At 69.7% G+C, this 21,903-nt stretch carries 24 protein-coding genes; all 24 read left to right on the top strand.

Annotated elements, in window-relative coordinates:
* The first annotated feature begins 219 nt into the window (after positions 1-219).
* The 24 genes from C3Y15_RS00870 (at position 220) to C3Y15_RS00755 (ending at position 21,894) form a co-directional block, all read left to right on the top strand.
* Positions 220-1,296, top strand: a complete 1,077-nt coding sequence (locus C3Y15_RS00870; RefSeq protein WP_011880062.1) for a hydrogenase small subunit — start codon at positions 220-222, stop codon at positions 1,294-1,296.
* Between the two features lie 57 nt (positions 1,297-1,353).
* Entirely contained in the window at positions 1,354-3,210 is a 1,857-nt protein-coding gene (locus C3Y15_RS00865; protein WP_059493746.1) for a nickel-dependent hydrogenase large subunit, read from the top strand.
* 118 nt (positions 3,211-3,328) lie between these two features.
* Positions 3,329-4,039 (top strand): Ni/Fe-hydrogenase, b-type cytochrome subunit, encoded by a 711-nt coding sequence (gene cybH, locus C3Y15_RS00860; protein WP_059493951.1) that lies wholly within the window; start codon positions 3,329-3,331, stop codon positions 4,037-4,039.
* A gap of 7 nt (positions 4,040-4,046) precedes the next feature.
* Positions 4,047-4,724: a HyaD/HybD family hydrogenase maturation endopeptidase gene (locus tag C3Y15_RS00855; protein WP_059493748.1), complete on the top strand. Its 678-nt coding sequence runs from the start codon at positions 4,047-4,049 to the stop codon at positions 4,722-4,724.
* A complete protein-coding gene (locus C3Y15_RS00850; RefSeq protein ID WP_059493750.1) occupies positions 4,715-5,065 on the top strand; it encodes a HypC/HybG/HupF family hydrogenase formation chaperone in 351 nt (116 codons plus the stop codon). Before C3Y15_RS00855 ends, C3Y15_RS00850 begins: the two co-directional genes overlap by 10 nt.
* Entirely contained in the window at positions 5,062-5,595 is a 534-nt protein-coding gene (locus tag C3Y15_RS00845) for a hydrogenase (RefSeq protein ID WP_059457498.1), read from the top strand. The genes C3Y15_RS00850 and C3Y15_RS00845 overlap by 4 nt, the downstream gene beginning before the upstream one ends.
* Positions 5,596-5,612: 17 nt before the next feature.
* Complete coding sequence (locus tag C3Y15_RS00840) at positions 5,613-6,476, top strand: hydrogenase expression/formation protein (protein WP_059493752.1); 864 nt, start codon at positions 5,613-5,615, stop codon at positions 6,474-6,476.
* 2 nt (positions 6,477-6,478) lie between these two features.
* Positions 6,479-6,706, top strand: a complete 228-nt coding sequence (locus C3Y15_RS00835) for a rubredoxin (protein WP_011880069.1) — start codon at positions 6,479-6,481, stop codon at positions 6,704-6,706.
* A 2-nt stretch (positions 6,707-6,708) separates the two neighbouring features.
* On the top strand, positions 6,709-7,257 hold the full coding sequence (hybE, locus tag C3Y15_RS00830) for a [NiFe]-hydrogenase assembly chaperone HybE (RefSeq protein ID WP_081052185.1): 549 nt from the start codon (positions 6,709-6,711) through the stop codon (positions 7,255-7,257).
* A complete protein-coding gene (locus C3Y15_RS00825) occupies positions 7,254-8,507 on the top strand; it encodes a hypothetical protein (RefSeq protein ID WP_059493754.1) in 1,254 nt (417 codons plus the stop codon). The genes hybE and C3Y15_RS00825 overlap by 4 nt, the downstream gene beginning before the upstream one ends.
* Entirely contained in the window at positions 8,495-8,842 is a 348-nt protein-coding gene (locus C3Y15_RS00820) for a hydrogenase maturation nickel metallochaperone HypA (protein WP_011880072.1), read from the top strand. The genes C3Y15_RS00825 and C3Y15_RS00820 overlap by 13 nt, the downstream gene beginning before the upstream one ends.
* Positions 8,843-8,871: 29 nt before the next feature.
* The gene (hypB, locus tag C3Y15_RS00815) at positions 8,872-9,909 is read left to right on the top strand and encodes a hydrogenase nickel incorporation protein HypB (protein ID WP_059493756.1); all 1,038 of its coding nucleotides are present in this window, start codon (positions 8,872-8,874) and stop codon (positions 9,907-9,909) included.
* A complete protein-coding gene (locus tag C3Y15_RS00810; protein WP_059493758.1) occupies positions 9,906-11,081 on the top strand; it encodes a hypothetical protein in 1,176 nt (391 codons plus the stop codon). Before hypB ends, C3Y15_RS00810 begins: the two co-directional genes overlap by 4 nt.
* A complete protein-coding gene (locus tag C3Y15_RS00805) occupies positions 11,072-11,329 on the top strand; it encodes a HypC/HybG/HupF family hydrogenase formation chaperone (RefSeq protein ID WP_059493760.1) in 258 nt (85 codons plus the stop codon). The genes C3Y15_RS00810 and C3Y15_RS00805 overlap by 10 nt, the downstream gene beginning before the upstream one ends.
* Complete coding sequence (hypD, locus tag C3Y15_RS00800; RefSeq protein ID WP_059457503.1) at positions 11,326-12,462, top strand: hydrogenase formation protein HypD; 1,137 nt, start codon at positions 11,326-11,328, stop codon at positions 12,460-12,462. Before C3Y15_RS00805 ends, hypD begins: the two co-directional genes overlap by 4 nt.
* A complete protein-coding gene (gene hypE, locus C3Y15_RS00795; protein WP_059457504.1) occupies positions 12,459-13,535 on the top strand; it encodes a hydrogenase expression/formation protein HypE in 1,077 nt (358 codons plus the stop codon). The genes hypD and hypE overlap by 4 nt, the downstream gene beginning before the upstream one ends.
* A gap of 120 nt (positions 13,536-13,655) precedes the next feature.
* The gene (locus C3Y15_RS00790) at positions 13,656-15,158 is read left to right on the top strand and encodes a sigma-54 dependent transcriptional regulator (protein WP_045579647.1); all 1,503 of its coding nucleotides are present in this window, start codon (positions 13,656-13,658) and stop codon (positions 15,156-15,158) included.
* Entirely contained in the window at positions 15,155-16,192 is a 1,038-nt protein-coding gene (locus tag C3Y15_RS00785; RefSeq protein WP_011880079.1) for an NADH-ubiquinone oxidoreductase, read from the top strand. The genes C3Y15_RS00790 and C3Y15_RS00785 overlap by 4 nt, the downstream gene beginning before the upstream one ends.
* Before the next feature lie 8 nt (positions 16,193-16,200).
* Positions 16,201-17,658 carry a nickel-dependent hydrogenase large subunit gene (locus C3Y15_RS00780; RefSeq protein ID WP_059493762.1) on the top strand — a complete coding sequence of 486 codons (1,458 nt, stop codon included), beginning with the start codon at positions 16,201-16,203 and terminating at the stop codon, positions 17,656-17,658.
* A gap of 54 nt (positions 17,659-17,712) precedes the next feature.
* Complete coding sequence (locus tag C3Y15_RS00775; protein ID WP_081052186.1) at positions 17,713-19,116, top strand: ATP-binding protein; 1,404 nt, start codon at positions 17,713-17,715, stop codon at positions 19,114-19,116.
* A gap of 770 nt (positions 19,117-19,886) precedes the next feature.
* Positions 19,887-20,591, top strand: coding sequence for a beta-ketoacyl synthase chain length factor (locus C3Y15_RS00770; protein WP_059493764.1), 705 nt, complete (start codon positions 19,887-19,889; stop codon positions 20,589-20,591).
* On the top strand, positions 20,575-21,369 hold the full coding sequence (locus C3Y15_RS00765) for a lysophospholipid acyltransferase family protein (protein ID WP_059493766.1): 795 nt from the start codon (positions 20,575-20,577) through the stop codon (positions 21,367-21,369). The genes C3Y15_RS00770 and C3Y15_RS00765 overlap by 17 nt, the downstream gene beginning before the upstream one ends.
* Complete coding sequence (locus C3Y15_RS00760; protein ID WP_059454731.1) at positions 21,344-21,649, top strand: phosphopantetheine-binding protein; 306 nt, start codon at positions 21,344-21,346, stop codon at positions 21,647-21,649. Before C3Y15_RS00765 ends, C3Y15_RS00760 begins: the two co-directional genes overlap by 26 nt.
* Positions 21,646-21,894 carry an acyl carrier protein gene (locus tag C3Y15_RS00755; RefSeq protein WP_011880087.1) on the top strand — a complete coding sequence of 83 codons (249 nt, stop codon included), beginning with the start codon at positions 21,646-21,648 and terminating at the stop codon, positions 21,892-21,894. Before C3Y15_RS00760 ends, C3Y15_RS00755 begins: the two co-directional genes overlap by 4 nt.
* The last annotated feature ends 9 nt before the right edge of the window (positions 21,895-21,903 follow it).

Below are 21,903 nucleotides of genomic sequence, written 5' to 3'. Positions count from 1 at the left end.
CCGGCGTGCGCCGCCGCCGCACCGGCCCCGGCGCCGATTTTTCCTTTTTGATACAGATCAATGGCGCCGAGCGGGCCTGCCCGTACCGTGTCGGCGCGGCCCTGGCACGGTTCTTGTTTTAAAGCACGGCATTCACGCCGAAGCCACGCTCCGGCGCCCGCTCCGGCAGCGCCCCCGCATGCCGGGCCGTCGGCCAGATGGCCATCAAGGAACCACACCGTGATTGAAACGTTTTATGAGGTCATGCGCCGCCAGGGCATCTCGCGCCGCAGCTTCCTCAAGTTCTGCTCGTTGACCGCCACGTCGCTCGGCCTCGGGCCGGCCTTCATGCCGAGGATCGTCGAGGCGATGGAAACGAAGCCCCGCACGCCGGTGCTGTGGCTGCACGGCCTCGAATGCACGTGCTGCTCGGAATCGTTCATCCGCTCCGCGCATCCGCTCGCGAAGGACGTCGTGCTGTCGATGATCTCGCTCGACTACGACGATCTGCTGATGGCGTCGGCCGGCCATCAGGCCGAGGCGATCCTCGAAGAGGTCATGACGAAGTACAAGGGCAACTACATCCTCGCCGTCGAGGGCAATCCGCCGCTGAACCAGGACGGGATGAGCTGCATCATCGGCGGCAAGCCGTTCGTCGATCAGCTGCGCCGCGTGTCGAAGGACGCGAAGGCCGTGATCTCGTGGGGTTCCTGCGCATCGTGGGGCTGCGTGCAGGCCGCGAAGCCGAACCCGACGCAGGCGGTGCCGATCCACAAGGTGATCACCGACAAGCCGATCATCAAGGTGCCCGGCTGCCCGCCGATCGCGGAAGTGATGACGGGCGTCATCACCTACATGCTGACGTTCGACCGCGTGCCCGAGCTGGACCGCCAGGGCCGGCCGAAGATGTTCTACAGCCAGCGCATTCACGACAAGTGCTACCGCCGCCCGCACTTCGACGCCGGCCAGTTCGTCGAGGCCTGGGACGACGACGCCGCGCGGCGCGGCTACTGCCTGTACAAGGTCGGCTGCAAGGGCCCGACGACCTACAACGCGTGCTCGACGGTGCGCTGGAACGGCGGCACCAGCTTCCCGATCCAGGCCGGACACGGCTGCATCGGCTGCTCGGAGGACGGCTTCTGGGACAAGGGTTCGTTCTACGACCGCCTGACCCACATCAACCAGTTCGGCGTCGAAGCGAACGCCGACAAGATCGGCGGCACCGCGGCCGTCGTCCTGGGCGCCGCCGCCGCCGCGCATGCGGCCGCCTCGGCGATTCAGCGCGTCAGCTCGAAACGCGATCGCGACGGCCGCTAGCCGTCAGCCGCCCGACGCCACGCGCAGCCCCCACACGCACAGGAACTACACAACAGCATGACAGCCTATTCCACCCAGGGTTTTCAGCTCGACAACAGCGGACGCCGGATCGTCGTCGATCCCGTGACGCGCATCGAAGGCCACATGCGGGTCGAAGTGAACGTCGACTCGAACAACGTGATCCGCAACGCGGTGTCCACCGGCACCATGTGGCGCGGACTCGAAGTGATTCTCAAGGGCCGCGACCCGCGCGATGCGTGGGCGTTCGTCGAGCGCATCTGCGGCGTCTGCACCGGCTGCCACGCGCTGGCGTCGGTTCGCGCGGTCGAGGACGCGCTCGACATCCGGATTCCGCCGAACGCGCACCTGATCCGCGAGATCATGGCGAAGACGCTGCAGGTGCATGATCACGCGGTGCACTTCTATCACCTGCACGCGCTCGACTGGGTCGACGTCGTGTCCGCGCTGAAGGCAGACCCGAAGCTCACCTCCGAACTCCAGCAGCGCGTGTCGCCGTCGCATCCGATGTCGTCGCCGGGCTATTTCCGCGACATCCAGACGCGGCTGCGCAAGTTCGTCGAAAGCGGCCAGCTCGGCCCGTTCATGAACGGCTACTGGGGCAACCCGGCCTATCTGCTGCCGCCGGAAGCGAACCTGATGGCCGTCACGCATTACCTCGAGGCGCTCGACCTGCAGAAGGAGTGGGTCAAGATCCACACGATCTTCGGCGGCAAGAACCCGCACCCGAACTACCTGGTCGGCGGCGTGCCGTGCGCGATCAACATCGACGGCGATCTCGCGGCCGGTGCGCCGATCAACATGGAGCGCCTGAACTTCGTGCGCTCGCTGATCGACCAGGCGGAGACGTTCTGCCGCAACGTCTACGTGCCCGATCTGCTCGCGATCGGCACGATCTACAAGGCGCGCGGCTGGCTGCATGGCGGCGGCCTCGCCGCCACCAACGTGATGGACTACGGTACGTATCCGCTCGTCAACTACGACCCGTCCACCAACCAGATGCCGGGCGGCGCGATCCTGAACGGCGACTGGGACAACATCCTGCCGGTCGACGCGCGCGATCCGGAGCAGGTGCAGGAGTTCGTCACCCATTCGTGGTACCAGTACCCCGACAACGACCGCGGCCTGCATCCGTGGGACGGCATGACCGAGCCGCACTACGAGCTCGGACCGAACACGAAGGGCACGCGCACGGCGATCGAATCGGTCGACGAAAGCGCGAAGTATTCGTGGGTCAAGGCGCCGCGCTGGCGCGGCCACGCGATGGAGGTCGGGCCGCTCGCGCGCTACATCCTCGGCTATGCGCATGCGAAGCAGGGCAACCCGCACGGCGCGCGGATCAAGGAGCAGATCGACGCGGCGCTGCAGTCGGTCAACCAGGACATGCCGAAGCTCCTCGGGCTGCCCGAGACGACGCTCGGCGCGAAGCAGCTGCTGCCGACCACGATCGGCCGCACGCTCGCGCGCGCGCTCGAAGCGCAGTACTGCGCGGAGATGATGTCGGACGACTGGCAGCGGCTCGTCGACAACATCCGCAACGGCGACACGTCGACCGCCAACGTCGAGAAGTGGGATCCGTCGACGTGGCCGGCCGAGGCGAAGGGCGTGGGCACGGTCGCCGCGCCGCGCGGCGCGCTCGGTCACTGGATCAAGATCAAGGGCGGCCGCATCGAGAACTACCAGTGCGTCGTGCCGAGCACGTGGAACGGCGGCCCGCGCGACGCCAAAGGCCAGATCGGCGCGTTCGAGGCGAGCCTGATGAACACGCCGATGGCGAACCCCGAGCAGCCGGTCGAGATTCTGCGCTCGCTGCACTCGTTCGATCCGTGCATGGCCTGCTCGACGCACGTGATGAGCGAAGACGGCGCGGAAATGACCACCGTCACGGTGCGTTGATCGTGCAGCGCCGCTGGCGATACTTCCCGCGTCGACGCACCGTCGCCTGACGCACCACCGGTAACAACAGGACGCCGTCGCGGCCGGCTTCGGCCGGCCCGCGCGGCAAGGAAGAATGATGACGATGCAAACGCAGTCGCGGCGCGGCCGCGCGCCCGATACCGTTCCGGCCGCCAAGGCGATCTACGTGTACGAAGCGCCGGTGCGCATCTGGCACTGGATGAACGCGGCGTCGATCGCAGTGCTGTCGATCACCGGCTACCTGATCGGCTCGCCGCTCGCGACGCAACCGGGCGAGGCCAGCGCCCATTTCCTGATGGGGTACATCCGGTTCGCGCATTTCGCGGCCGCGTACCTGTTCGCGGTCGGCCTTGCGGGCCGCGCGTACTGGGCGCTGGTGGGCAACCACCACGCGCGCGAGATGTTCTGGGTGCCCGTGTTCACGCGCGACTACTGGGTCGACGTGTTCGGGATGCTGCGCTACTACATGTTCCTCGGTCCGTGTCCGCGGCAGTACAGCGGCCACAATCCGCTGTCGCGCTTCGCGATGTTCTTCGTGTTTCTGACCGTCTCGCTGTTCATGGTCGTGACCGGCTTCGCGCTGTACGGCGAAGGCGCGCAGGCCGGCTCCTGGCAGCAGCGCACGTTCGGCTGGATCCGGCCGCTGCTCGGCCAGTCGCAGGGCGTCCACACGTGGCACCACCTCGGGATGTGGGCGATCCTGCTGTTCGTGATCCTTCACGTGTATGCGGCGATCCGCGAGGACATCATGGGGCGCCAGAGCGTGGTCGGCTCGATGATCTCCGGCTACCGCACGTTCAAGGACTGACGCGCCGATGGACACTTCCCCGCAAACCATCCCGCCGGCGCAGGACGGCGCCGCGATCGTCGCGCTCGGCATCGGCAACGTGCTGTGGGCCGACGAAGGCTTCGGCGTGCGCTGCATCGAGGCGCTGCAGCAGCGCTTCGAATGCGCGCCGAACGTCACGCTGATGGACGGCGGCACGCAGGGCCTCTATCTGATCCAGCACGTGCAGGCGGCCGACTTCCTGCTGATCTTCGATGCGGTCGACTACGGCCTCGCGCCCGGCGAGCTGAAGATCGTCGAGGACGACGAGGTGCCGAAGTTTCTCGGCGTGCGCAAGATGAGCCTGCACCAGACCGGCTTTCAGGAAGTGCTGATGCTCGCGCAACTGACCGGCAAGTATCCGCGCCGCGTGGTGCTGATCGGCTGCCAGCCGGAAGAGATCGAGGACTACGGCGGCAGCCTGCGTCCGTGCGTGAAGGCGGCGCTCGAGCGGGCGCTGGACGCGGGCGTCGCGTATCTGCGCGAGTGGGGCGGCGCGCCGCTGCCGCGACGCACCGCGCTGCGCGACGACGAAGCCGTCACGCTGCACCATCTGGCGCTGGCGCGCTACGAAGGCGAGCGCCCGAGCGAAGCCGACGCGTGCCGCATCGGCGACGAGCGCGTGCTGGTGCGCGCGCTCGCCAAGGAGTCGCCGTCATGTGCATAGGGCTGCCGATGCAGGTCGTCGAGGCGCAACCCGGTCATGCGTGGTGCGTCGGCCGCGGCGTGCGACGCCGCGTCGACACCGCGCTGGTCGGGCCGTGTGCGCCCGGCGACTGGCTGCTGGTGTTTCTCGATGCGGCGCGCGAACGGCTCGACGCCGCACGCGCGGCCGAAATCGACGCGACGCTCGCGCTGATCGAGTCGGTGATGGCGGGCGAGGGCGGCGCGGCAAGCCCGGCCGCGTTCGCGCTGCCGTCGGCGCTCGGCGTGGATGAATTGACCCGGCTCGTCGGCGGCCCGCAGCGCGCGGCCGGCAGCCTTGCTGTTCCTGAGGAATCGAAATGAGCGAAACAAGCGGCTCCGTGCCCGGAGCAACGCAGGCCGAGGCGCCGAACGTGCCGAACGTGCCGAGCGCAGCGGCGGCCGGCCAGGATTGCCCGGCCGTCGTGCAGCGGCTGATCGAGCAAGCGCACGCGACCTTCGTCGACGAGCACACGCTGGACGGCTGGCTCGCCGACGGCGGCGAGTGCGTCGTGCTGCTGATGGGCGACCCGGTGCGGTTTCCCGAATCGCTCGACGTCGCGGCCGTGCTGCCGGAGCTCGCGCACGTCGCGGCGGTCCGCTTCGGCCGGGCGCTGCGGCTGGCGGTGGCGACGCGCGCCGGCGAGAACGCGATCGCGCGCCGCTTCGGCTCGCTGCGCTGGCCCGCGCTGCTGTGGCTGCGCGACGGCCAGTACGTGACGGTGCTGTCCGGCATGATGGACTGGGACGATTACGTGAAGTGCGTCGCCGACGCGCTCGCCAGCCCGACCACGCGTGCGCCGTCGATCGGCATTCCCGTCAACGTCGCCGGCGGCTCGTCCGGCTGCCACTGAATTCACGCTCGCCGACCATGCAGATGAAAACCTTTCCCGTCCCCGTCGTGCCGTTCGGCCCGGGCAGCCAGCCCGAAGGCGATGCGGTGCTCGACTACATGCCGATGCCGCAGGCGATGCACACGTTCGTCGCGCCGTCGCTGCCCGAGCGCGCTGACGCGCGTGCGCTCGACGTGGTGCGCGGCATCCTGCTCACCGTGCTCGACGCGCTCGACGCATGCCGCCGCGGCGAACAGCCCGCGCCGGTCGATCTGACGGCCTGCGACGCCGATGCGCTGCGCATCCTGAACGCGGTGCTCGGCGAAGGCGAGGTCAGCGCGCGCATCGACACCGCCGACGCCGGCAGCGTGCTGATCCAGGAGACCGTGTTCGCGGGCGTGTGGTGCATCGCCGAGGACGGCCCGGCCGGCCGCGCCGAGCGCATCGAGGTCGGCGGCGCGCCGGCCGCGCTGGCCGCGGCCGCGCACGCGGCGGCCGCACCCGATCTGCCGGTGTCCGACACGCACCCGAGCGGCGTGATGAACGCGCCGGCGATCCTCACCGAAGTGCGCGACCAGGTCGCCCGCTGGCGTGCCGGCGCTGCGCCGCACGTGATCAACCTGACGCTGCTGCCGCTGTCGTCCGAAGACGGCGCGTTCATCGACGCGGTGCTCGGCGGCGGGCCGGTGTCGGTGTTGTCGCGCGGCTACGGGAATTGCCGGATCGCCAGCACCGGCGTCGTTCATTGCTGGCGCATCGCGTACTTCAACTCGCAGGACACGCTGATCCTGAACACGATCGAGATCACCGATCTGCCCGAGATCGTCCAGGCGGCGCCCGAGGACATCGACGACTCGCACGAGCGTCTCGCACAATTGATCGACTGGGTCGAGGAGGCGTGACCATGAACCAGACCGCGGCGCTGTTCGAAGGCAGCTATCTCGGCGATCGCAGCCGGATCGCGGCCGATACGCGGCTCGAATGCAAGATCTGCTGGTGGATCTACGATCCGCGCCAGGGCGATCCGGTTTGGCAGATTCCGCCCGGCGTGCCGTTCGCCGCGCTGCCGGCGCACTGGCGCTGCCCGACCTGCGACGGCGATGCGGAGCAATTCATGGTGCTGAGGGACTGACGTTGACCACGCGAAGCCCGACCCGCGACGGCGCTGCGTTGCGGGCGTCCCTGCCGGGCGGATCGTCCGATCCGCGCATCGGCGCGCTCGTCGCGCACTACACGACGGTCGCGGCGACCACGATGCTCGGCATGCCGGTCGTGCATCCCGGCTTGCGGGTCGAGGCCGTGGCGTTCGGGCCGTATCCTGCGGGCGGCGATGCCAGCGGCGATCTGCTCGGCATCCTCGTCACGCCGTGGTTCATGAACCTCGTGTGGCTGCCGGGCGGGAACGGCGCGGCTCAGCCGTGCCCGTCGCCGGGGCAGCTGGCCGCGCGTCGCGTGGGCGCCGTCGAGTTCGACTGGATCGGCGCACACGTGCCGCAGGCCGGCGCGCACGCGTGCTGTTCGCTGTTTTCGCCGATGTTCGACTTCAGCGATCACGCGAGCGCGGTGGCGACTGCGCGCGCGGTGCTCGCCCAGCTGCGCTCCGCGGCCGCCGACGCGCCGCCGCGCACGAGCCGGCGCGAGTTCCTGCTGCGCCGGCCCGCGACGCGCGAGGCCGGCGCATGACGGGCGTCGCGAGCACGAGCGAAGATACGTCCGGGTTCGCCGCGCTGGCCGGGCGATACGTCGTGCGCCCGGGCCGCTCGCCGAGCATCGACGGCGGCCGGCCGCCGCTCGCCGGGTTGCTGCTCGCCGGTCAGCCGGCCGCGCTGGCCGCGCCGCGGCTGTCCGCGGTGTTCTCGCTCTGCGGGCGCGCGCACGCGCTGTGCGCCGAGCTCGCCGTGACGGCGGCCGGCGCGTATGCGAATGCGGGCGGAGCGGCTGGCGATTGCGGTGGCAAAGGCGACGCTGATGGCAACGTCGATCGCAACGGCGCGGGCGATGACCATGACGCGAGCCGTGGTGAAGGCGAGCGCGACGGCGAAGACGCACGCTCGGCCACGCTCGCGCGCGAAACGATCGCCGAGCATCTGCGCCGGATCTGGCTCGACTGGCCCGCGCGCCTCGTCGGCGGCGCGCCGTGCGCGCTGCCCGACGTACGGGCGGCCGGCACGCGCGAATGGATCGAACGTCACGTGCTCGGCGAACCGGCCGACGGCTGGCTCGCCCGCTGGGATCAAGATCCGCGCGCCTGTCTGAGCGCATGGACGGCGCGCGCGACGAGCTTCCCGGCGTCGCTGCTGCTGCACTGCCGCACGGTCGCCGACGCGCTGCGGATGCCGCCGCGCGCGCTGCGTATCGACGGCGCGGACCGCGCGCGGCTGCGCCGGATCGGCGCGGCGATCGCGGGCGACCCGCGCTTCGCGCAGCGGCCCGAACAGGACGGCGCGCCGGCCGAAACCGGCGTCTGGACCCGCTGCGGCGATCCGCACGCAGCCGCTTACGACAGCGCATGGCTGCGGCTCGGCGCGCGCGTCGCGGAGCTCGCGCGGCTCGCCGCCGGCGGTCCGGCCGCGTTCGCGCTGCGATCGGGCACGCTGGCGCTCGCGCCCGGCGAGGCGATGGCATGGTGCGAGACGGCGCGCGGCGTGCTGATCCACTGGGTGCGCCTCGTGCCCGGCGACGCCGCGCGCGTCGCCGACTACCGCGTGGTGTCGCCGACGGAGTGGAATTTTCATCCGGACGGCACGCTCGCGCACGCGCTCGCCCGCGTCGATGTGCGGCCGGACGGCGGCGACGATGCCGCGCTCGCGGCGCGCGTCGGCGCATTGATGGGCGCGTTCGATCCGTGCATCGCCTATGCTCTCGAAACCGCCGCGCCGGTTCGGCGCGACGATGCTCATACGAATGGAAACCGATCGACATGCATGAAGTGAGTCTGGCGGGCGGCGTGCTCGCGGCGGTCGAGGCGGCCGCCGCGCGCGAGCGTTTCGCGCGCGTCAACGTGCTGCGGCTCGAAGTGGGCCGGCTCGCGGGCGTCGAGGTCGACGCGCTGCGCTTCGCGCTCGATGCGATGGCGCCCGGCACCTGCCTGGCCGGCGCGCGCATCGAGATCGCGGAGCCGCCGGGCCGCGCGTGGTGCCTGAACTGTCATTGCGACGTGCCGCTGGCCGCGCGCGGCGAGCCGTGCGGCCGCTGCGGCGGCTACTGGCTGCAGCCGAACGGCGGCACGGAATTGCGCATCGTCGACATGCTCGTCGACGATGCCTGAAATCAACCGAATTGCGGAAGGAGAACGACATGTGCGTGGTATGCGGCTGCGACAGCCCCGACGGGGCGCACCGGGATCGGCACGATGCGCATCACGCGCACCACGACGCTCAAGCGCACGTGCGCGCCGATGCGGCGAGCGGTGACCTGCATTACGGCCTCGGGCCGGCCGGCGTCACGGTGCACGGCCTCGATCAGGGGCGCACGGTGCGCATCGAGCAGGACGTGCTCGGCGAGAACGATCGCCATGCGGCGCACAACCGGCGGCACTTCGCGGCGCACGGCGTACGCGCGCTGAATCTCGTGTCGAGCCCCGGCTCGGGCAAGACGACGCTGCTGTGCGCGACGATCGCTGCGCTGCGCGCGCGCGCGCCGACGTTGCCGATCGGCGTGATCGAAGGCGACCAGCAAACCGCGAACGACGCCGAGCGCATTCGCGCGGCCGGCGCGCCGGCAATCCAGGTCAACACCGGCAAGGGATGCCATCTCGATGCGGCGATGGTCGCGGCGGCCTATGAACGGCTGCCGCTGCACGCGCATGGTCATGATCACGGCCACGCGCATGGCCACGGCCACGAACATCACCACCACGATCACGATCATCACCACCCGCACGACGCGCACGCTTCGTCCGAGCGCCGCGGCGCGGCGCAGCAGCCCGACAGCGTGCTGTTCATCGAGAACGTCGGCAATCTGGTGTGCCCGGCGTTGTGGGATCTCGGCGAGGACGCGAAGGTCGCGATCCTGTCGGTGACCGAAGGCGAGGACAAGCCGCTCAAGTACCCGGACATGTTCGCCGCCGCGCGGCTGATGATCGTCAACAAGACCGACCTGCTGCCGTACGTGCAGTTCGACGTCGAGCGCTGCATCGAATACGCGCGCCGCATCAATCCGGCGCTCGACGTGATCTGCGTGTCGGCGACCACCGGCGACGGGATCGACGCGTGGCTCGACTGGGTTCTGCGCACGGGCGACGAGCACGATCCGCTGGCCGCGCGAATCAGCGAGCTGGAGGCCGAGCTGGCGGCGCTGCGCGCGCAGCAGCGTCGCGCCGGAGACGCGGCATGACGCTGCGGCGCGAACGCCTGCCGCGCGCGTGGGGCGCCGACACCGTGCTCGCGACCGGCGCGTGGCTGAAGAATGCCGCGTGCGTGTACGTCGACGGCGACGTGTACTGGTCGCCGCTGCACGGCGATCTCGACGATCCGCGCCATTGCGTCGCGCTCGAGGCCTCCGTCGCGTCGCTCGTCGATGCGGCCCGGCAAGCCGGTCGGCCGGTGCGCGCGATCGCACATGACCTGCATCCGGACTTCCACAGCTCGCGGCTGGCCGTCGAATGGAGCGAGCGCCTCGGCGTGCCGGCGATCGCGGTGCAGCATCACCATGCGCACATCGGCGCGGTCGCGGCCGAGCATGGGCTCGCGGAGCCGGTCGTCGGCCTCGCGCTCGACGGCGTCGGGCTCGGCACCGACGGCGCCGCGTGGGGCGGCGAACTGCTCGAGGTCGCGCCGGACGGCTGGCGGCGGCTCGGGCATTTGACGCCGCTCGCGCTGCCCGGCGGCGACGTCGCGGCCCGCGAGCCGTGGCGCATGGCCGCCGCGGCGCTGCACACGCTCGGCCGCGCGGACGAGATCGAAGCGCGGCTCGGCGGCGACGTTGGCGCGCGCGCGGCGCGCACGATCGGCACGATGCTGGCGCGCGGCCTGAACTGTCCGCCGAGCACGGGTGCGGGCCGATGGTTCGACGCGGCGGCCGGCTTGCTCGGCATCTGCCGCCATCAGCGCACCGAGGCGGAAGCCGCCATCGCGCTCGAACGACACGCCGCCGACTATCTGCGCGACCATCCCGAGCCCGATACGGACGGACTGTGGCGCATCGCCGACGACGGCGAGCTCGACCTGCGCCCGCTGCTGGTTCGCGTGCTCGAACTGGCCGATGCCGGCGCGAGCGCGCATGGCGCCGCGCTGTTTCATCTCGCGCTCGCCGACGCGCTCGCCGCGTGGGCCGCCGCGGTCGCGCACGGACGTGCCGTGCTGCTCGGCGGCGGGTGCTTCGCCAACCGGCTGCTGTCGGCGCGCTTGCGCGCCGCGCTCGACGCGCGCGGCGTGCGCAGCTGCGCGCCGTCGTCGGTGCCATGCGGCGACGCCGGCCTGGCGCTGGGCCAGGCATGGGTCGCCGCGCATACATTGACGTCGGGCGCCGTGCGCGCGACGTCCGAAGGAGTTTCGACATGTGTCTAGCCATTCCCGCACGCGTCGTCGAGCTGCGCGACGCCGACATGGGCGTCGTCGACCTCGGCGGCGTGCGCAAGACGATCTCGCTCGCGCTCGTCCCCGACGCGCGGCTGGGCGAATACGTGATCGTGCACGTGGGCTACGCGCTCGGCAGGATCGATCCGGCCGAGGCCGAGCGTACGCTCGCGCTGTTCGGCGAACTGGCGCACGCGGCCGGCGACGGCGACGTGCCTCCGAGCGGAGCGCCGCAATGAAGTACATCGACGAATTCCGCGACCGCGCGCTCGCCGAACGCATTTCCGCGCGCATTCAGGCCGAGGCGCAGCCCGGCACGCGCTATCACTTCATGGAATTCTGCGGCGGTCACACGCACGCGATTTCCCGCTACGGCGTGACCGACCTGCTGCCTGCCAACGTGCGGATGATCCACGGCCCCGGCTGCCCCGTCTGCGTGCTGCCGGTCGGACGCATCGATCTCGCGGTGCAGCTCGCGCTGGAGCGCGGCGTGATCGTCTGCACCTATGGCGACACGATGCGCGTGCCGGCCTCCGGCGGGATGTCGCTGATGCGCGCGAAGGCGCACGGCGCCGACATCCGGATGGTTTATTCGCCGCTCGACGCGCTGAAGATCGCGCGCCTGAATCCCGACCGCGAGGTCGTGTTCTTCGCGATCGGCTTCGAGACCACCACGCCGCCCACCGCGCTGATCGTGCGCGACGCGGCCGCTGCCGGCGTCGACAATTTCAGCGTGCTGTGCTGCCATGTGCTGACGCCCGCCGCGATCACGCATCTGCTCGCGGCGCCGGCCGTGGCGGCCGACGCCGTGCCGCTCGACGGCTTCATCGGCCCCGCGCACGTCAGCATCGTGATCGGCTCGGCGCCGTACGAGGGCTTCGCGCGCGACTATCGGAAGCCGGTCGTGATCGCGGGCTTCGAGCCGCTCGACGTGATGCAGGCGATCCTGATGCTGATCCGCCAGGTCAACGACGGCCGCGCCGAGGTCGAGAACGAGTTCTCGCGGGCGGTCACGCGTGCCGGCAATGCCGCCGCGCAGGCGCTGATGGACGACGTGTTCGAGGCCCGCGAGAGCTTCGAGTGGCGCGGCCTGGGCGAGGTGCCGGCCAGCGCGCTGCGGATCCGCGCGAAATACGCGCGCCACGACGCCGAAGCGCGTTACGGGCTGGTCTACCGGCCCGTCGCCGACCACCGCAAATGCGAGTGCGGCGCGATCCTGCGCGGCCTCAAGCAGCCGCGCGACTGCTCGCTGTTCGGCACCGTGTGCACGCCCGAGAATCCTATGGGTTCGTGCATGGTGTCGAGCGAGGGCGCGTGCGCCGCGCATTACTCGTATGGCCGTTTCAAGGACATTCCGCTGGTACCCGCATGAGCTCGACACCGACCCCCCGGACCAAGCCCGCGTACGTGCGGCCCCTCAATTTCCGCGACGGCCGGATCGACATGGGTCATGGCGCGGGCGGCCGCGCGTCGGCGCAGCTGATCCGCGAGCTGTTCGTCGCCGCCTTCGACAACGAATGGCTGCGGCAAGGCAACGATCAGGCCGCGTTCGCGCCGCCTGCGACGGCGCCCGGCGAGCGCGTGGTGATGGCTACCGACGCGCACGTCGTGTCGCCGCTGTTCTTTCCGGGCGGCGACATCGGCAGCCTGGCCGTGCACGGCACGGTCAACGACGTCGCGATGTCCGGCGCGCGGCCGCTGTACCTGGCCGCCAGCTTCATCATCGAGGAAGGCTTCGCGCTGGCGGACCTGAAGCGCATCGTCGAATCGATGGCGCACGCGTCGCGCGAGTGCGGCGTGCCGATCGTCACCGGCGACACCAAGGTCGTCGAGCGCGGCAAGGGCGACGGCGTGTTCATCACGACCACGGGCGTCGGCGTCGTGCCGGCGGGCATCCGGATCGACGGCGCGCTCGCGCGGCCGGGCGACGCGGTGCTGCTGTCGGGCACCATCGGCGAACACGGCGTCGCGATCATGTCGACGCGCGAGGCGCTCGAGTTCGACGTCGAGATCAGCTCCGACAGCGCCGCGCTGCACACGCTGGTCGCGAGCATGCTGGCGGCCGTGCCGGGCGTGCGCGTGCTGCGCGACCCGACGCGCGGCGGGCTGGCGACCACGCTCAACGAGATCGCGAGCCAGTCGGGCGTCGGCATGCTGATCCGCGAGGACGCGATTCCGGTGCTGCCGCAAGTGGACGCGGCATGCGAGCTGCTCGGCCTCGATCCGCTTTATGTGGCCAACGAAGGCAAGCTCGTCGCCGTCTGCGCGGCCGAGGACGCGCCCGCGCTGCTGGCCGCGATGCGTGCGCATCCGCTCGGCGCGCACGCCGTGCAGATCGGCGAGGTGACCGAGGACGCGCACGGTTTCGTGCAGGTCGAGACGAAGTTCGGCGGACGGCGGATCGCCGACTGGCTGTCGGGCGAACAGCTGCCGCGCATTTGCTGACGCCGCGGAACGGCGAGGATCGTCCGACGCGGGTATCATGCGCGTTGTCAGGCCGCCTGCTGCCGCATTCCGCGTGCGGCGGGCCTGAATCGGCCGGATCTGCACGGCCTCGATCGACCCATGAGCTCGCCTTTACCCGTCCATCCCAGCACCGACCCCGAACCCGACCCGGCGCCGCTGCGCAGGCCCCCCACCGTGCTGGTCGTCGACGACGAGCTGCGCGCGCAGGAAACCATTCGCCGCGTGCTGGACGAGGAGTTCGAGGTGCTCACCGCGAGCTCCGCCGACGAGGCGCGGGCGATCCTGCAACAGCAGCCGGTCGCCGTGATCCTCTGCGATCAGCGGATGCCGGGGCGCACGGGCGTCGAGTTCCTGTCCGAAGTGCGCGAGACGTGGCCCGACACCGTGCGGATCATCGTGTCCGGCTACACGGATTCGGAGGACATCGTCGCGGGCATCAACCAGGCCGGCATCCACCGCTTCGTGCTGAAGCCGTGGATGCCCGACCATCTGCTCCACACGGTGCGCCAGGCCGCGGAGGCGCAGTCGCTGCAGCAGGACATGCATCGGCTCGACCTCGAGTTGCGCAACAGCGTCCCGCTGCTGCGGCAGCGCAGCCACGAGAAGCTCGCGCAGGTGCAGAACACGCTCGGCTTCGATGCGATCGTGCGCGCGCCGGGCAGCCCGCTCGATCCGATCTGCAAGCTCGCGTCGAAGCTCGCGCGCTACGACCTGTCGATCCTGATCCTCGGCGAGTCCGGCACCGGCAAGGAGATGCTCGCGCGCGCGATCCACTACGCGAGCCCGCGCGCGGCCGGCCCGTTCGTGGTCGAGAACTGCGCGGCCGTGGCCGACACGCTGCTCGAATCGGAGCTGTTCGGCCACAAGCGCGGCGCCTTCACCGGCGCGGTTCACGACCACGCGGGGCTGTTCCAGCGCGCGAACGGCGGCACCATCTTCCTGGACGAGATCGGCGACACGTCGCTCGCCTTCCAGGTCAGGCTGCTGCGCGTGCTGCAGGAAGGCGAGGTGCGGCCGGTCGGCGCGACGCGCGCGGTGCCGGTGGACGTCCGCGTGATCGCCGCGACGCATCGCGACCTCGAGCGCGAAGTCGAGGCCGGGCGTTTCCGCGAGGATCTCTACTACCGGATCGCGACGGCCACGCTGGCGCTGCCGCCGCTGCGCGAGCGCAGCGGCGATCTGGTGCCGATCGCGCACCGGCTGCTGCAGGCCATCGCCGAGCACGAGTCGCGCCCGGCCGGGCTGGACTTCGCCCGCGATGCACTGGCCGTGCTGCTCGGCTATGCGTGGCCGGGCAACATTCGCGAGCTGCGCAACGAGATCTACCGCGCGGTCGCGCTGAGCGACGACGACCTGATCCGCGCCGACGCGTTCTCGCCGAAGGTGCTGCGCGGGCAGTCGGGGCCGGCCGCACGCGGGCCGGAAGCGCAGATTGCGTCGGCCGGCACGTTGCAGGAGCGGCTCGATGCGATGGAGACGATGTTGATCAAGGAGGCGCTGTTGCGGCACCGGTGGAACAAGACGCGCGCCGCGTCCGAGCTGGGCCTGTCGCGCGCCGGGCTGCGCCAGAAAATGCAGCGATTCGGTCTGGAGAAGAAATGAGCGTCGATACCCGCGCGCCCGACGGCACCGGCGCGTTCAACGTGTTGTGGCTGCAGTCGGGCGGCTGCGGCGGCTGCAACATGTCGCTGCTGTGCGCCGACACGCCGGACTTCTCCGGCATGCTGTCGCGCGCCGGCATTCGGCTGCTGTGGCATCCGTCGCTGTCGCTCGAAACCGGCGCGGACGCCCGCGACGTGCTGCTGGCGTGCCTCGACGGTACCGTCGAGCTGCATGCGCTGTGCGTCGAAGGCGCGATGCTGCGCGGCCCGAACGGCACGGGGCGTTTTCACGTGCTGGCCGGCACCGGGGTGCCGATGATCGACTGGGTCGCCCGGCTCGCGAGCGTCGCGCATTACACGGTGGCGATCGGCACCTGCGCCGCTTACGGCGGCATCACCGCGGCCGGCGCGAATCCGGCCGATGCCTGCGGGCTCCAGTACGACGGCGATCAGCCGGGCGGGCTGCTGGGCGCGGCGTACCGGTCGCGCAGCGGCTTTCCGGTCGTCAACGTGGCCGGTTGCCCGACGCATCCGGATTGGGTCGTCGAGACGCTGAGCGCGCTGTCGATGTCGCTGCTCGATCCGGCTGCGCTCGATACGCTCGGCCGGCCGCGCTTCTATGCCGACCAGCTCGTCCATCACGGTTGCACGCGCAACGAGTTCTACGAGTACAAGGCGAGCGCCGTGCGTCCGTCCGATCTCGGCTGCATGATGGAGCACATGGGCTGCAAGGGCACGCAGGCGCATGCCGACTGCAACACGCGCTTGTGGAACGGCGACGGCTCGTGCACGCGCGGCGGCTATGCGTGCATCAACTGCACGGAGCCGGGCTTCGAGGAGCCCGGCCACGCGTTCCACCGCACGCCGAACGTCGCGGGCATCCCGATCGGCTTGCCGAGCGACATGCCGAAGGCGTGGTTCGTCGCGCTCGCGTCGTTGTCGAAGGCCGCGACGCCGAAGCGCGTGCGCGAAAACGCGACGGCCGATCATCTGAAAGTCGCGCCCGCGGTCCGTTCGCGGCCCCGTAATAAATAGGTGTCTTGATGTCTCGACTCGTGATCGGTCCGTTCAATCGCGTCGAAGGCGACCTCGAGGTGCGCATCGAGGTCGTCGACGGCCGGGTCAGCGACGCGCACGTGAACGCCACGATGTTTCGCGGTTTCGAGCAGATCCTGCTCGATCGCGATCCGCTCGATGCGCTCGTCTACGTGCCGCGCATCTGCGGCATCTGCTCGGTGTCGCAGGGCGTGGCGGCCGCGCGCGCGCTGGCCGACCTGGCCGGCGTGACGCCCGCGCCGAACGGCCAGATCGCGACGAACCTGATGCTCGCCGCCGAGAACCTCGCCGATCACCTCAGTCACTTCTATCTGTTCTTCATGCCGGATTTCGTGCGGCCGGTCTATGCGGCGCGCGCGTGGCACGCCGAAGCGGTGTCGCGCTTCACGCCTTATCAGGGCGAACGGCACCGCGCCTCGCTTGCCGCGCGGCAACGCTGGCTGCGCCTGATGGGCACGCTCGGCGGCAAGTGGCCGCACACCGGTTCGATCCAGCCCGGCGGCAGCGCGCGCGCGATCGACAACGCGGAGCGGATCCGCCTGCTGGGGTTCATCGGCGAATTCCGGCAGTTTCTCGAAGAGGTGCTGTTCGACGCGCCACTCGAGGAGATCGCGCAGCTCGACAGCGAAGCCGCGCTCGCCGCCTGGCGCGCGCGCGGCGAGCGGCGTGGCGATTTGCGGTTCTTCCTGACGCTCGCCGACGATCTCGGTCTCGACCGCCTCGGCGCCGGCCCCGACCTGTACCTGTCGTATGGCGCGTATCCGCAACCGGACGGCGCGCACGCGTTCCGCGGCGGCGTCTGGGACGCGCAGCGCAAGCAGGCCGATGCGCTCGATCTCGACGCGATCACGGAAGACGCGACGCATGCATGGCTGGACGATGCGGGCGGCGCGCGGCATCCGTTTGCGGGGCTCACCGAGCCGCGCGCGGACAAGCCGGGCGCTTACACCTGGAACAAGGCGCCGCGGCTGAACGGCGCGGCGCTGGAAACCGGTGCGATCGCGCGGCAACTGGCGGATGGTCACCCGTTGATCGCCGACGCCGTCGCGCGTTGCGGCGGCTCGGTGTACACGCGCGTGCTGGCGCGATTGCTGGAGCTGGCCCGCGTCGTGCCGATGATGGAGCAGTGGGTGCGCGCGCTCGCGCCCGGCATGCCGTATTGCGCGGCCTTCGCGCTGCCGGACGAGGGCCGCGCGGTCGGCCTCAACGAAGCCGCGCGCGGCAGTCTGGGCCATTGGCTGGCGGTGAAGGACGGCAGGATCGCGAATTATCAGATCATTGCGCCGACGTCGTGGAATTTCTCGCCGCGCGATGCCGGCGGCCGTCCGGGCGCGCTCGAAGCCGCGCTGATCGGCGCGCCGGTCGAGCCGGGCGAGACGACGCCCGTGGCGGTCCAGCACATCGTGCGGTCCTTCGACCCGTGCATGGTCTGCACGGTGCATTGAGCCGGCCGCCACGGTCGGCCGAACCCGGATTACGAACAGCGTACTGACAGCGTCATGGCGAGCAATCGATCGAACCCACCCAAACCGACGGCGAAGCGTCGCGCGGCGCCCGGCGCGGACGCGCTGAGCCACGCCGCCGCGGGGCCGGACGCCCGGCCCGATGCCGAAGGTCTCGACGACGCAGCCTGGCTCGAAGTGATCCACAAGATGGACGAGGTCTACTCGCAGCTCGTGCAGGACGAGATTGCGCTCGAGGAGAAGAACGCGCAGCTCGAGCAATCGCAGCAGTTCATTCTCGGGCTGCTGTCGTCGATGTCGGACGTGCTGGCCGCGTGCAACGCGCGCGGCGAGGTCGAGGAAACCAATGCCGCGATGTGCGAACTGCTCGGGCAGCCGGACAGCGTGCTGCGCGGATCGCGCTTCGAGAGCTGGCTCGCCGACGACGCGAGCGTCACCGCGCTGCGCGCCGTCACGGCGTCGGGCACGCCGGCGCAGGGCACGGTGGTCGAACTGAACATGCGCGACCGGCAGGGCGCGGCCGTGCCGGTCGACTTCAGCTGTACGCCGCGCGGCGGCCCGCGCGGCCGCCGGCTCGGCTACCTGCTGGTGGGCCGCCCGACGGGCGAGCTCAAACGCGCGTATCGGCAGTTGCGCGAAGCGCACGACGCGCTCAAGCATGCGCAACAGCAACTGCTTCACTCGGAGAAAATGGCGGCGCTCGGGCGTCTGGTCGCCGGCGTCGCGCACGAGCTGAACAACCCGATCAGCTTCGTGCTCGGCAACGTGCATGTGCTGAAGCGGTATGGCGAGCGCCTGACGCGCTTCATCGACGCGACGGCGCAGCCGCTATCGGCGGCCGAGCGCACCCGGCTGCGCACCGAACTGCGGATCGATCCGATCCTGGCCGACTTGCCGTCGCTGGTCGACGGAATGGTCGAAGGCGCGCAGCGCACGGCGGACATCGTCAGCGCGTTGCGCAGGTTCTCCGCGGTCGATCGCGAGGAGCTCGGCGCGGTGGACATCAACGAGGTCGTGACGCGCGCGATTCACTGGATCAGGAAAGGCGCGGGGCCGGATTTCGACGTTCACTGGTCGCCCGGCGAGCCGCAACTCGTGCACGGCAGCGCGGGGCAATTGCTGCAGGTGATGATGAACCTGATCCAGAACGCGTGCGACGCCGCGTCGAGCGCGCATCGAGGCACGCCGGAGATCTGGATCGACGCGACCCACCGTGACGGCCAGGTGATCGTCACGGTGCGCGACAACGGCACGGGCATCATGGAGGAGCATCTGCCCCATCTGTTCGAGCCGTTCTTCACGACCAAGCCACAGGGGCGTGGAACGGGGCTCGGCTTGTCGATCAGCTACGGCATCGTCGATCGTCACGGCGGAACGCTGACGGCCGGCAATGCGGAGCAGGGCGGCGCGGTCTTCACGCTGGCGTTGCCGCAGAGTTGAAGCGGCGTCGGGCGGGGCGCGGCAGGTCAGACGCCGCCGAGCGATTTTGGAAACGCCGAGGCGAAGGCCAACGCCCGTTTCACCAAAAGAAAATACCGGGTATCGCGACGACAACGTGATCGCCGCATCGAATCGGGAAACGTCACGATGTAATCGAATACCTCCGCGGCGGCCGATACTGGATTCGGATAATGGTCCGCATTGCGCGTTCTTCGGCGCGCTCGAAATGCCCGCGACTACATCGCCGGTTGCGCCAAGCGCGTCAGTGTCACGAACGAGGCCCGCGGTTCGACGCAACGGTGCGCCCGCCGGCGACATGCGCCCGCATACCGCGTCGAGACGCGCGCGCGAATGAACGCCGGCGATCCGGTTCACGACATCGCGCTCGCCGGTTATGCGCCCGACCGCTAACGCGTTATACTCCCGTCCGTTTGACGCTTTCGAATCGAGCGTTTGATAACAATTGACAAATCGGATTAAGTATTGTGTGACGCCGGCGTCGTCGCGTTGATTTCGCACGACGGTCCTGTTACAGTCTCGCCGAAACAAGACCGCCCGACGGTCGGCCGTCCGTCGATTGTGTTGCGTGACCGCTGCGATTTCCTGCGTGATCGGCTGTATGGCTCCGGGGAGCCGGTAAGCCGATGTCTCGAACCGTCGAGTCCGACGTGCAGGACGGCATGCTGGATGAAACGGCATCTGACTGCGCATCGCGAGCGGCGCATTAAAAAAACTACCCTCAGCGAAGTAACCGTAAAGAGAACAAAAAAATGGCCGATTTGCATTGGACCATGCCAATCGCCAGATGGACGTCGATTTCGACCGCGGGGGCACCGGGCGTCGAAGCCCTCGATCCGATGGTGCGACGCCGCTTGAGCCGGCTGTCGCGTGTCGCGCTTCAGGCAGCGTACGACTGCGCAGGATCGGACGACGATCCGCTGCGCATGGTGTTCGCATCGCGCCACGGGGAGCTGGCGCGCACCACCGGCATACTCGCCGCCATCGACGCGCGCGAGCCCGTGTCGCCGACGGCGTTCAGCCTCTCGGTTCTCAATGCGGTCACCGGCATCTTCGGCATCGCCAGGCGCGACCGCTCGCCCGCGACCGCGATCGCGGCCGGACACGAAACGCTCGGTTACGCGCTGCTCGAAGCCTATTCCCAATACGAAACCTCGCCGGCGTCGCCGGTGATGCTCGTCTATGCGCACGAGCCGGCCGATCCCGTGTACGGCGCGGTCGACGACGATCCGGAGAGCGTCGGCCTCGCCATCCTGCTGGGCGCCGCCGAACCGGCCGGTTATCTGACCTGCGAGATGGCCGCCGAGGATGCGGACGACTGCGCGGACGAAGAGGCCGACGACGCAGCCGGCACGCAAAGCGCCGCGCTGCTGCGTTGCCTGTCGACGCGCGCGACGGCGTCGTGGCGCAGCCGTCATGCATCGTGGCGATGGAGCTGGCATGATCGCGCGGCTTGACTACGGCTGGCGCCTGTTCGCGACCGGCGCGAGCCTGGCGTTTTTCGCGCTGTGCGGCTCGGTCTTCTCGTTGCTGGCGATCGTCGCCGGCGCCCTGTGGCCGCATCGGCGTTCGCGTCAGCGCGGCGTCACGCTCGTCATCCATCATTTCTTTCGCGCGCTGGTCGCGCTGCTGCAGCGCGTCGGCGTGATGAAGCTCGAACTGAGCGGCGTCGAGCGGCTGGCGCAGCGCGGCCCGGCCATCGTCGTGGCGAACCACCCGACCTGGCTCGACGTGATGGTGCTGCTGTCGCTGACGCCGAAGGCTTGCTGCGTGGTCAAGCGCGGCCATTGGGGCAACCCGTGCTTCTGGGGCATCGTGCGCGCCGCCGAGTACGTGAGCAACGCGGACGCCACGGAGCTGGTCGACGCCGGCGCGCGCCAGCTGGCGGCCGGCTACACGATGATCATCTTTCCGGAAGGCACGCGCAGCCCGGGCGGCAATCGCCTGCACGCGTTCTCGCGCGGTTTCGCGCACATGGCGCTGCAGTCGGGCAGCAGGATTCAGCCGGTGCTGATCGATTGCGACCCGCCGGTATTCACCAAGACGCTGCGCTGGTATCACGTGCCGTCTCGTGCGTTCCGCATGCGCATCGACGTGCTCGAACCGATGGACCTGGACCGGCTGGCGGCGAACGTCGCGTCGCCGTCGATCGCCGCGCGCAGCATTGCCCGCGAGGTGGAAGTGCACATTACTCAAAGTCTCATTCAGCATGGTTACTTTAAAACTGCAAATTAAGCAGCTTCTGATCGAGACGCTCGATCTCAGCGACATGACGATCGACGACATCGACGACGATGCGCCGCTGTTCTCGACCGACGGCATCGGGCTCGATTCCGTCGATGCGCTCGAAGTCGGCATCATGCTGCGCAAGAAGTTTCATTTGACGATCGCCGCCAACGACGAGCGCACGAAGGCGCATTTCCGGTCGGTCAACACGCTCGCGGCGTTCATCGCCGAGCAGCAGTCTCATCAGGCATCGCACGAAGCCGTGCTGGAAAAGGGGAGTCTCTCGTGACCGACGCAGAAATCCTGGAGCGCATCCGCGCCATCTTTCACGAGAACTTTGCGATCGAGCCCGAACAGGTGCAGCCCGACACGCACCTGTTCGAAGAACTCGACCTGGACAGCATCGACGCCGTCGATCTGGCGATCAAGCTCCAGGAAATGACCGGCAAACGCATCAAGCCCGAAGAGTTCAAGTCCGTGCGCACGGTCGGCGACGTCGTGGCCGCCGTGCACGCGTTGCTCGCCGACGCGTGACGACGGCGG

Origin of the sequence: Burkholderia sp. B10, from assembly GCF_004368385.1 — a bacterium.
GTDB classification, from domain to species: Bacteria; Pseudomonadota; Gammaproteobacteria; order Burkholderiales; family Burkholderiaceae; genus Burkholderia; species Burkholderia vietnamiensis.
Note: the sequence above shows the minus strand (reverse complement) of the source record. Positions and strands in the feature narration are given on the sequence as shown.

Coding starts and splice junctions, on each gene's coding strand:
- C3Y15_RS00865 (WP_059493746.1), top strand. CDS start 1,354: ATGACAGCCTATTCCACCCAGGGTTTTCAGCTCGACAACAGCGGACGC.
- cybH (WP_059493951.1), top strand. CDS start 3,329: ATGACGATGCAAACGCAGTCGCGGCGCGGCCGCGCGCCCGATACCGTT.
- C3Y15_RS00855 (WP_059493748.1), top strand. CDS start 4,047: ATGGACACTTCCCCGCAAACCATCCCGCCGGCGCAGGACGGCGCCGCG.
- C3Y15_RS00850 (WP_059493750.1), top strand. CDS start 4,715: ATGTGCATAGGGCTGCCGATGCAGGTCGTCGAGGCGCAACCCGGTCAT.
- C3Y15_RS00845 (WP_059457498.1), top strand. CDS start 5,062: ATGAGCGAAACAAGCGGCTCCGTGCCCGGAGCAACGCAGGCCGAGGCG.
- C3Y15_RS00840 (WP_059493752.1), top strand. CDS start 5,613: ATGCAGATGAAAACCTTTCCCGTCCCCGTCGTGCCGTTCGGCCCGGGC.
- C3Y15_RS00835 (WP_011880069.1), top strand. CDS start 6,479: ATGAACCAGACCGCGGCGCTGTTCGAAGGCAGCTATCTCGGCGATCGC.
- C3Y15_RS00825 (WP_059493754.1), top strand. CDS start 7,254: ATGACGGGCGTCGCGAGCACGAGCGAAGATACGTCCGGGTTCGCCGCG.
- C3Y15_RS00820 (WP_011880072.1), top strand. CDS start 8,495: ATGCATGAAGTGAGTCTGGCGGGCGGCGTGCTCGCGGCGGTCGAGGCG.
- hypB (WP_059493756.1), top strand. CDS start 8,872: ATGTGCGTGGTATGCGGCTGCGACAGCCCCGACGGGGCGCACCGGGAT.
- C3Y15_RS00810 (WP_059493758.1), top strand. CDS start 9,906: ATGACGCTGCGGCGCGAACGCCTGCCGCGCGCGTGGGGCGCCGACACC.
- C3Y15_RS00805 (WP_059493760.1), top strand. CDS start 11,072: ATGTGTCTAGCCATTCCCGCACGCGTCGTCGAGCTGCGCGACGCCGAC.
- hypD (WP_059457503.1), top strand. CDS start 11,326: ATGAAGTACATCGACGAATTCCGCGACCGCGCGCTCGCCGAACGCATT.
- hypE (WP_059457504.1), top strand. CDS start 12,459: ATGAGCTCGACACCGACCCCCCGGACCAAGCCCGCGTACGTGCGGCCC.
- C3Y15_RS00790 (WP_045579647.1), top strand. CDS start 13,656: ATGAGCTCGCCTTTACCCGTCCATCCCAGCACCGACCCCGAACCCGAC.
- C3Y15_RS00785 (WP_011880079.1), top strand. CDS start 15,155: ATGAGCGTCGATACCCGCGCGCCCGACGGCACCGGCGCGTTCAACGTG.
- C3Y15_RS00780 (WP_059493762.1), top strand. CDS start 16,201: ATGTCTCGACTCGTGATCGGTCCGTTCAATCGCGTCGAAGGCGACCTC.
- C3Y15_RS00775 (WP_081052186.1), top strand. CDS start 17,713: ATGGCGAGCAATCGATCGAACCCACCCAAACCGACGGCGAAGCGTCGC.
- C3Y15_RS00770 (WP_059493764.1), top strand. CDS start 19,887: ATGGCCGATTTGCATTGGACCATGCCAATCGCCAGATGGACGTCGATT.
- C3Y15_RS00765 (WP_059493766.1), top strand. CDS start 20,575: ATGATCGCGCGGCTTGACTACGGCTGGCGCCTGTTCGCGACCGGCGCG.
- C3Y15_RS00760 (WP_059454731.1), top strand. CDS start 21,344: ATGGTTACTTTAAAACTGCAAATTAAGCAGCTTCTGATCGAGACGCTC.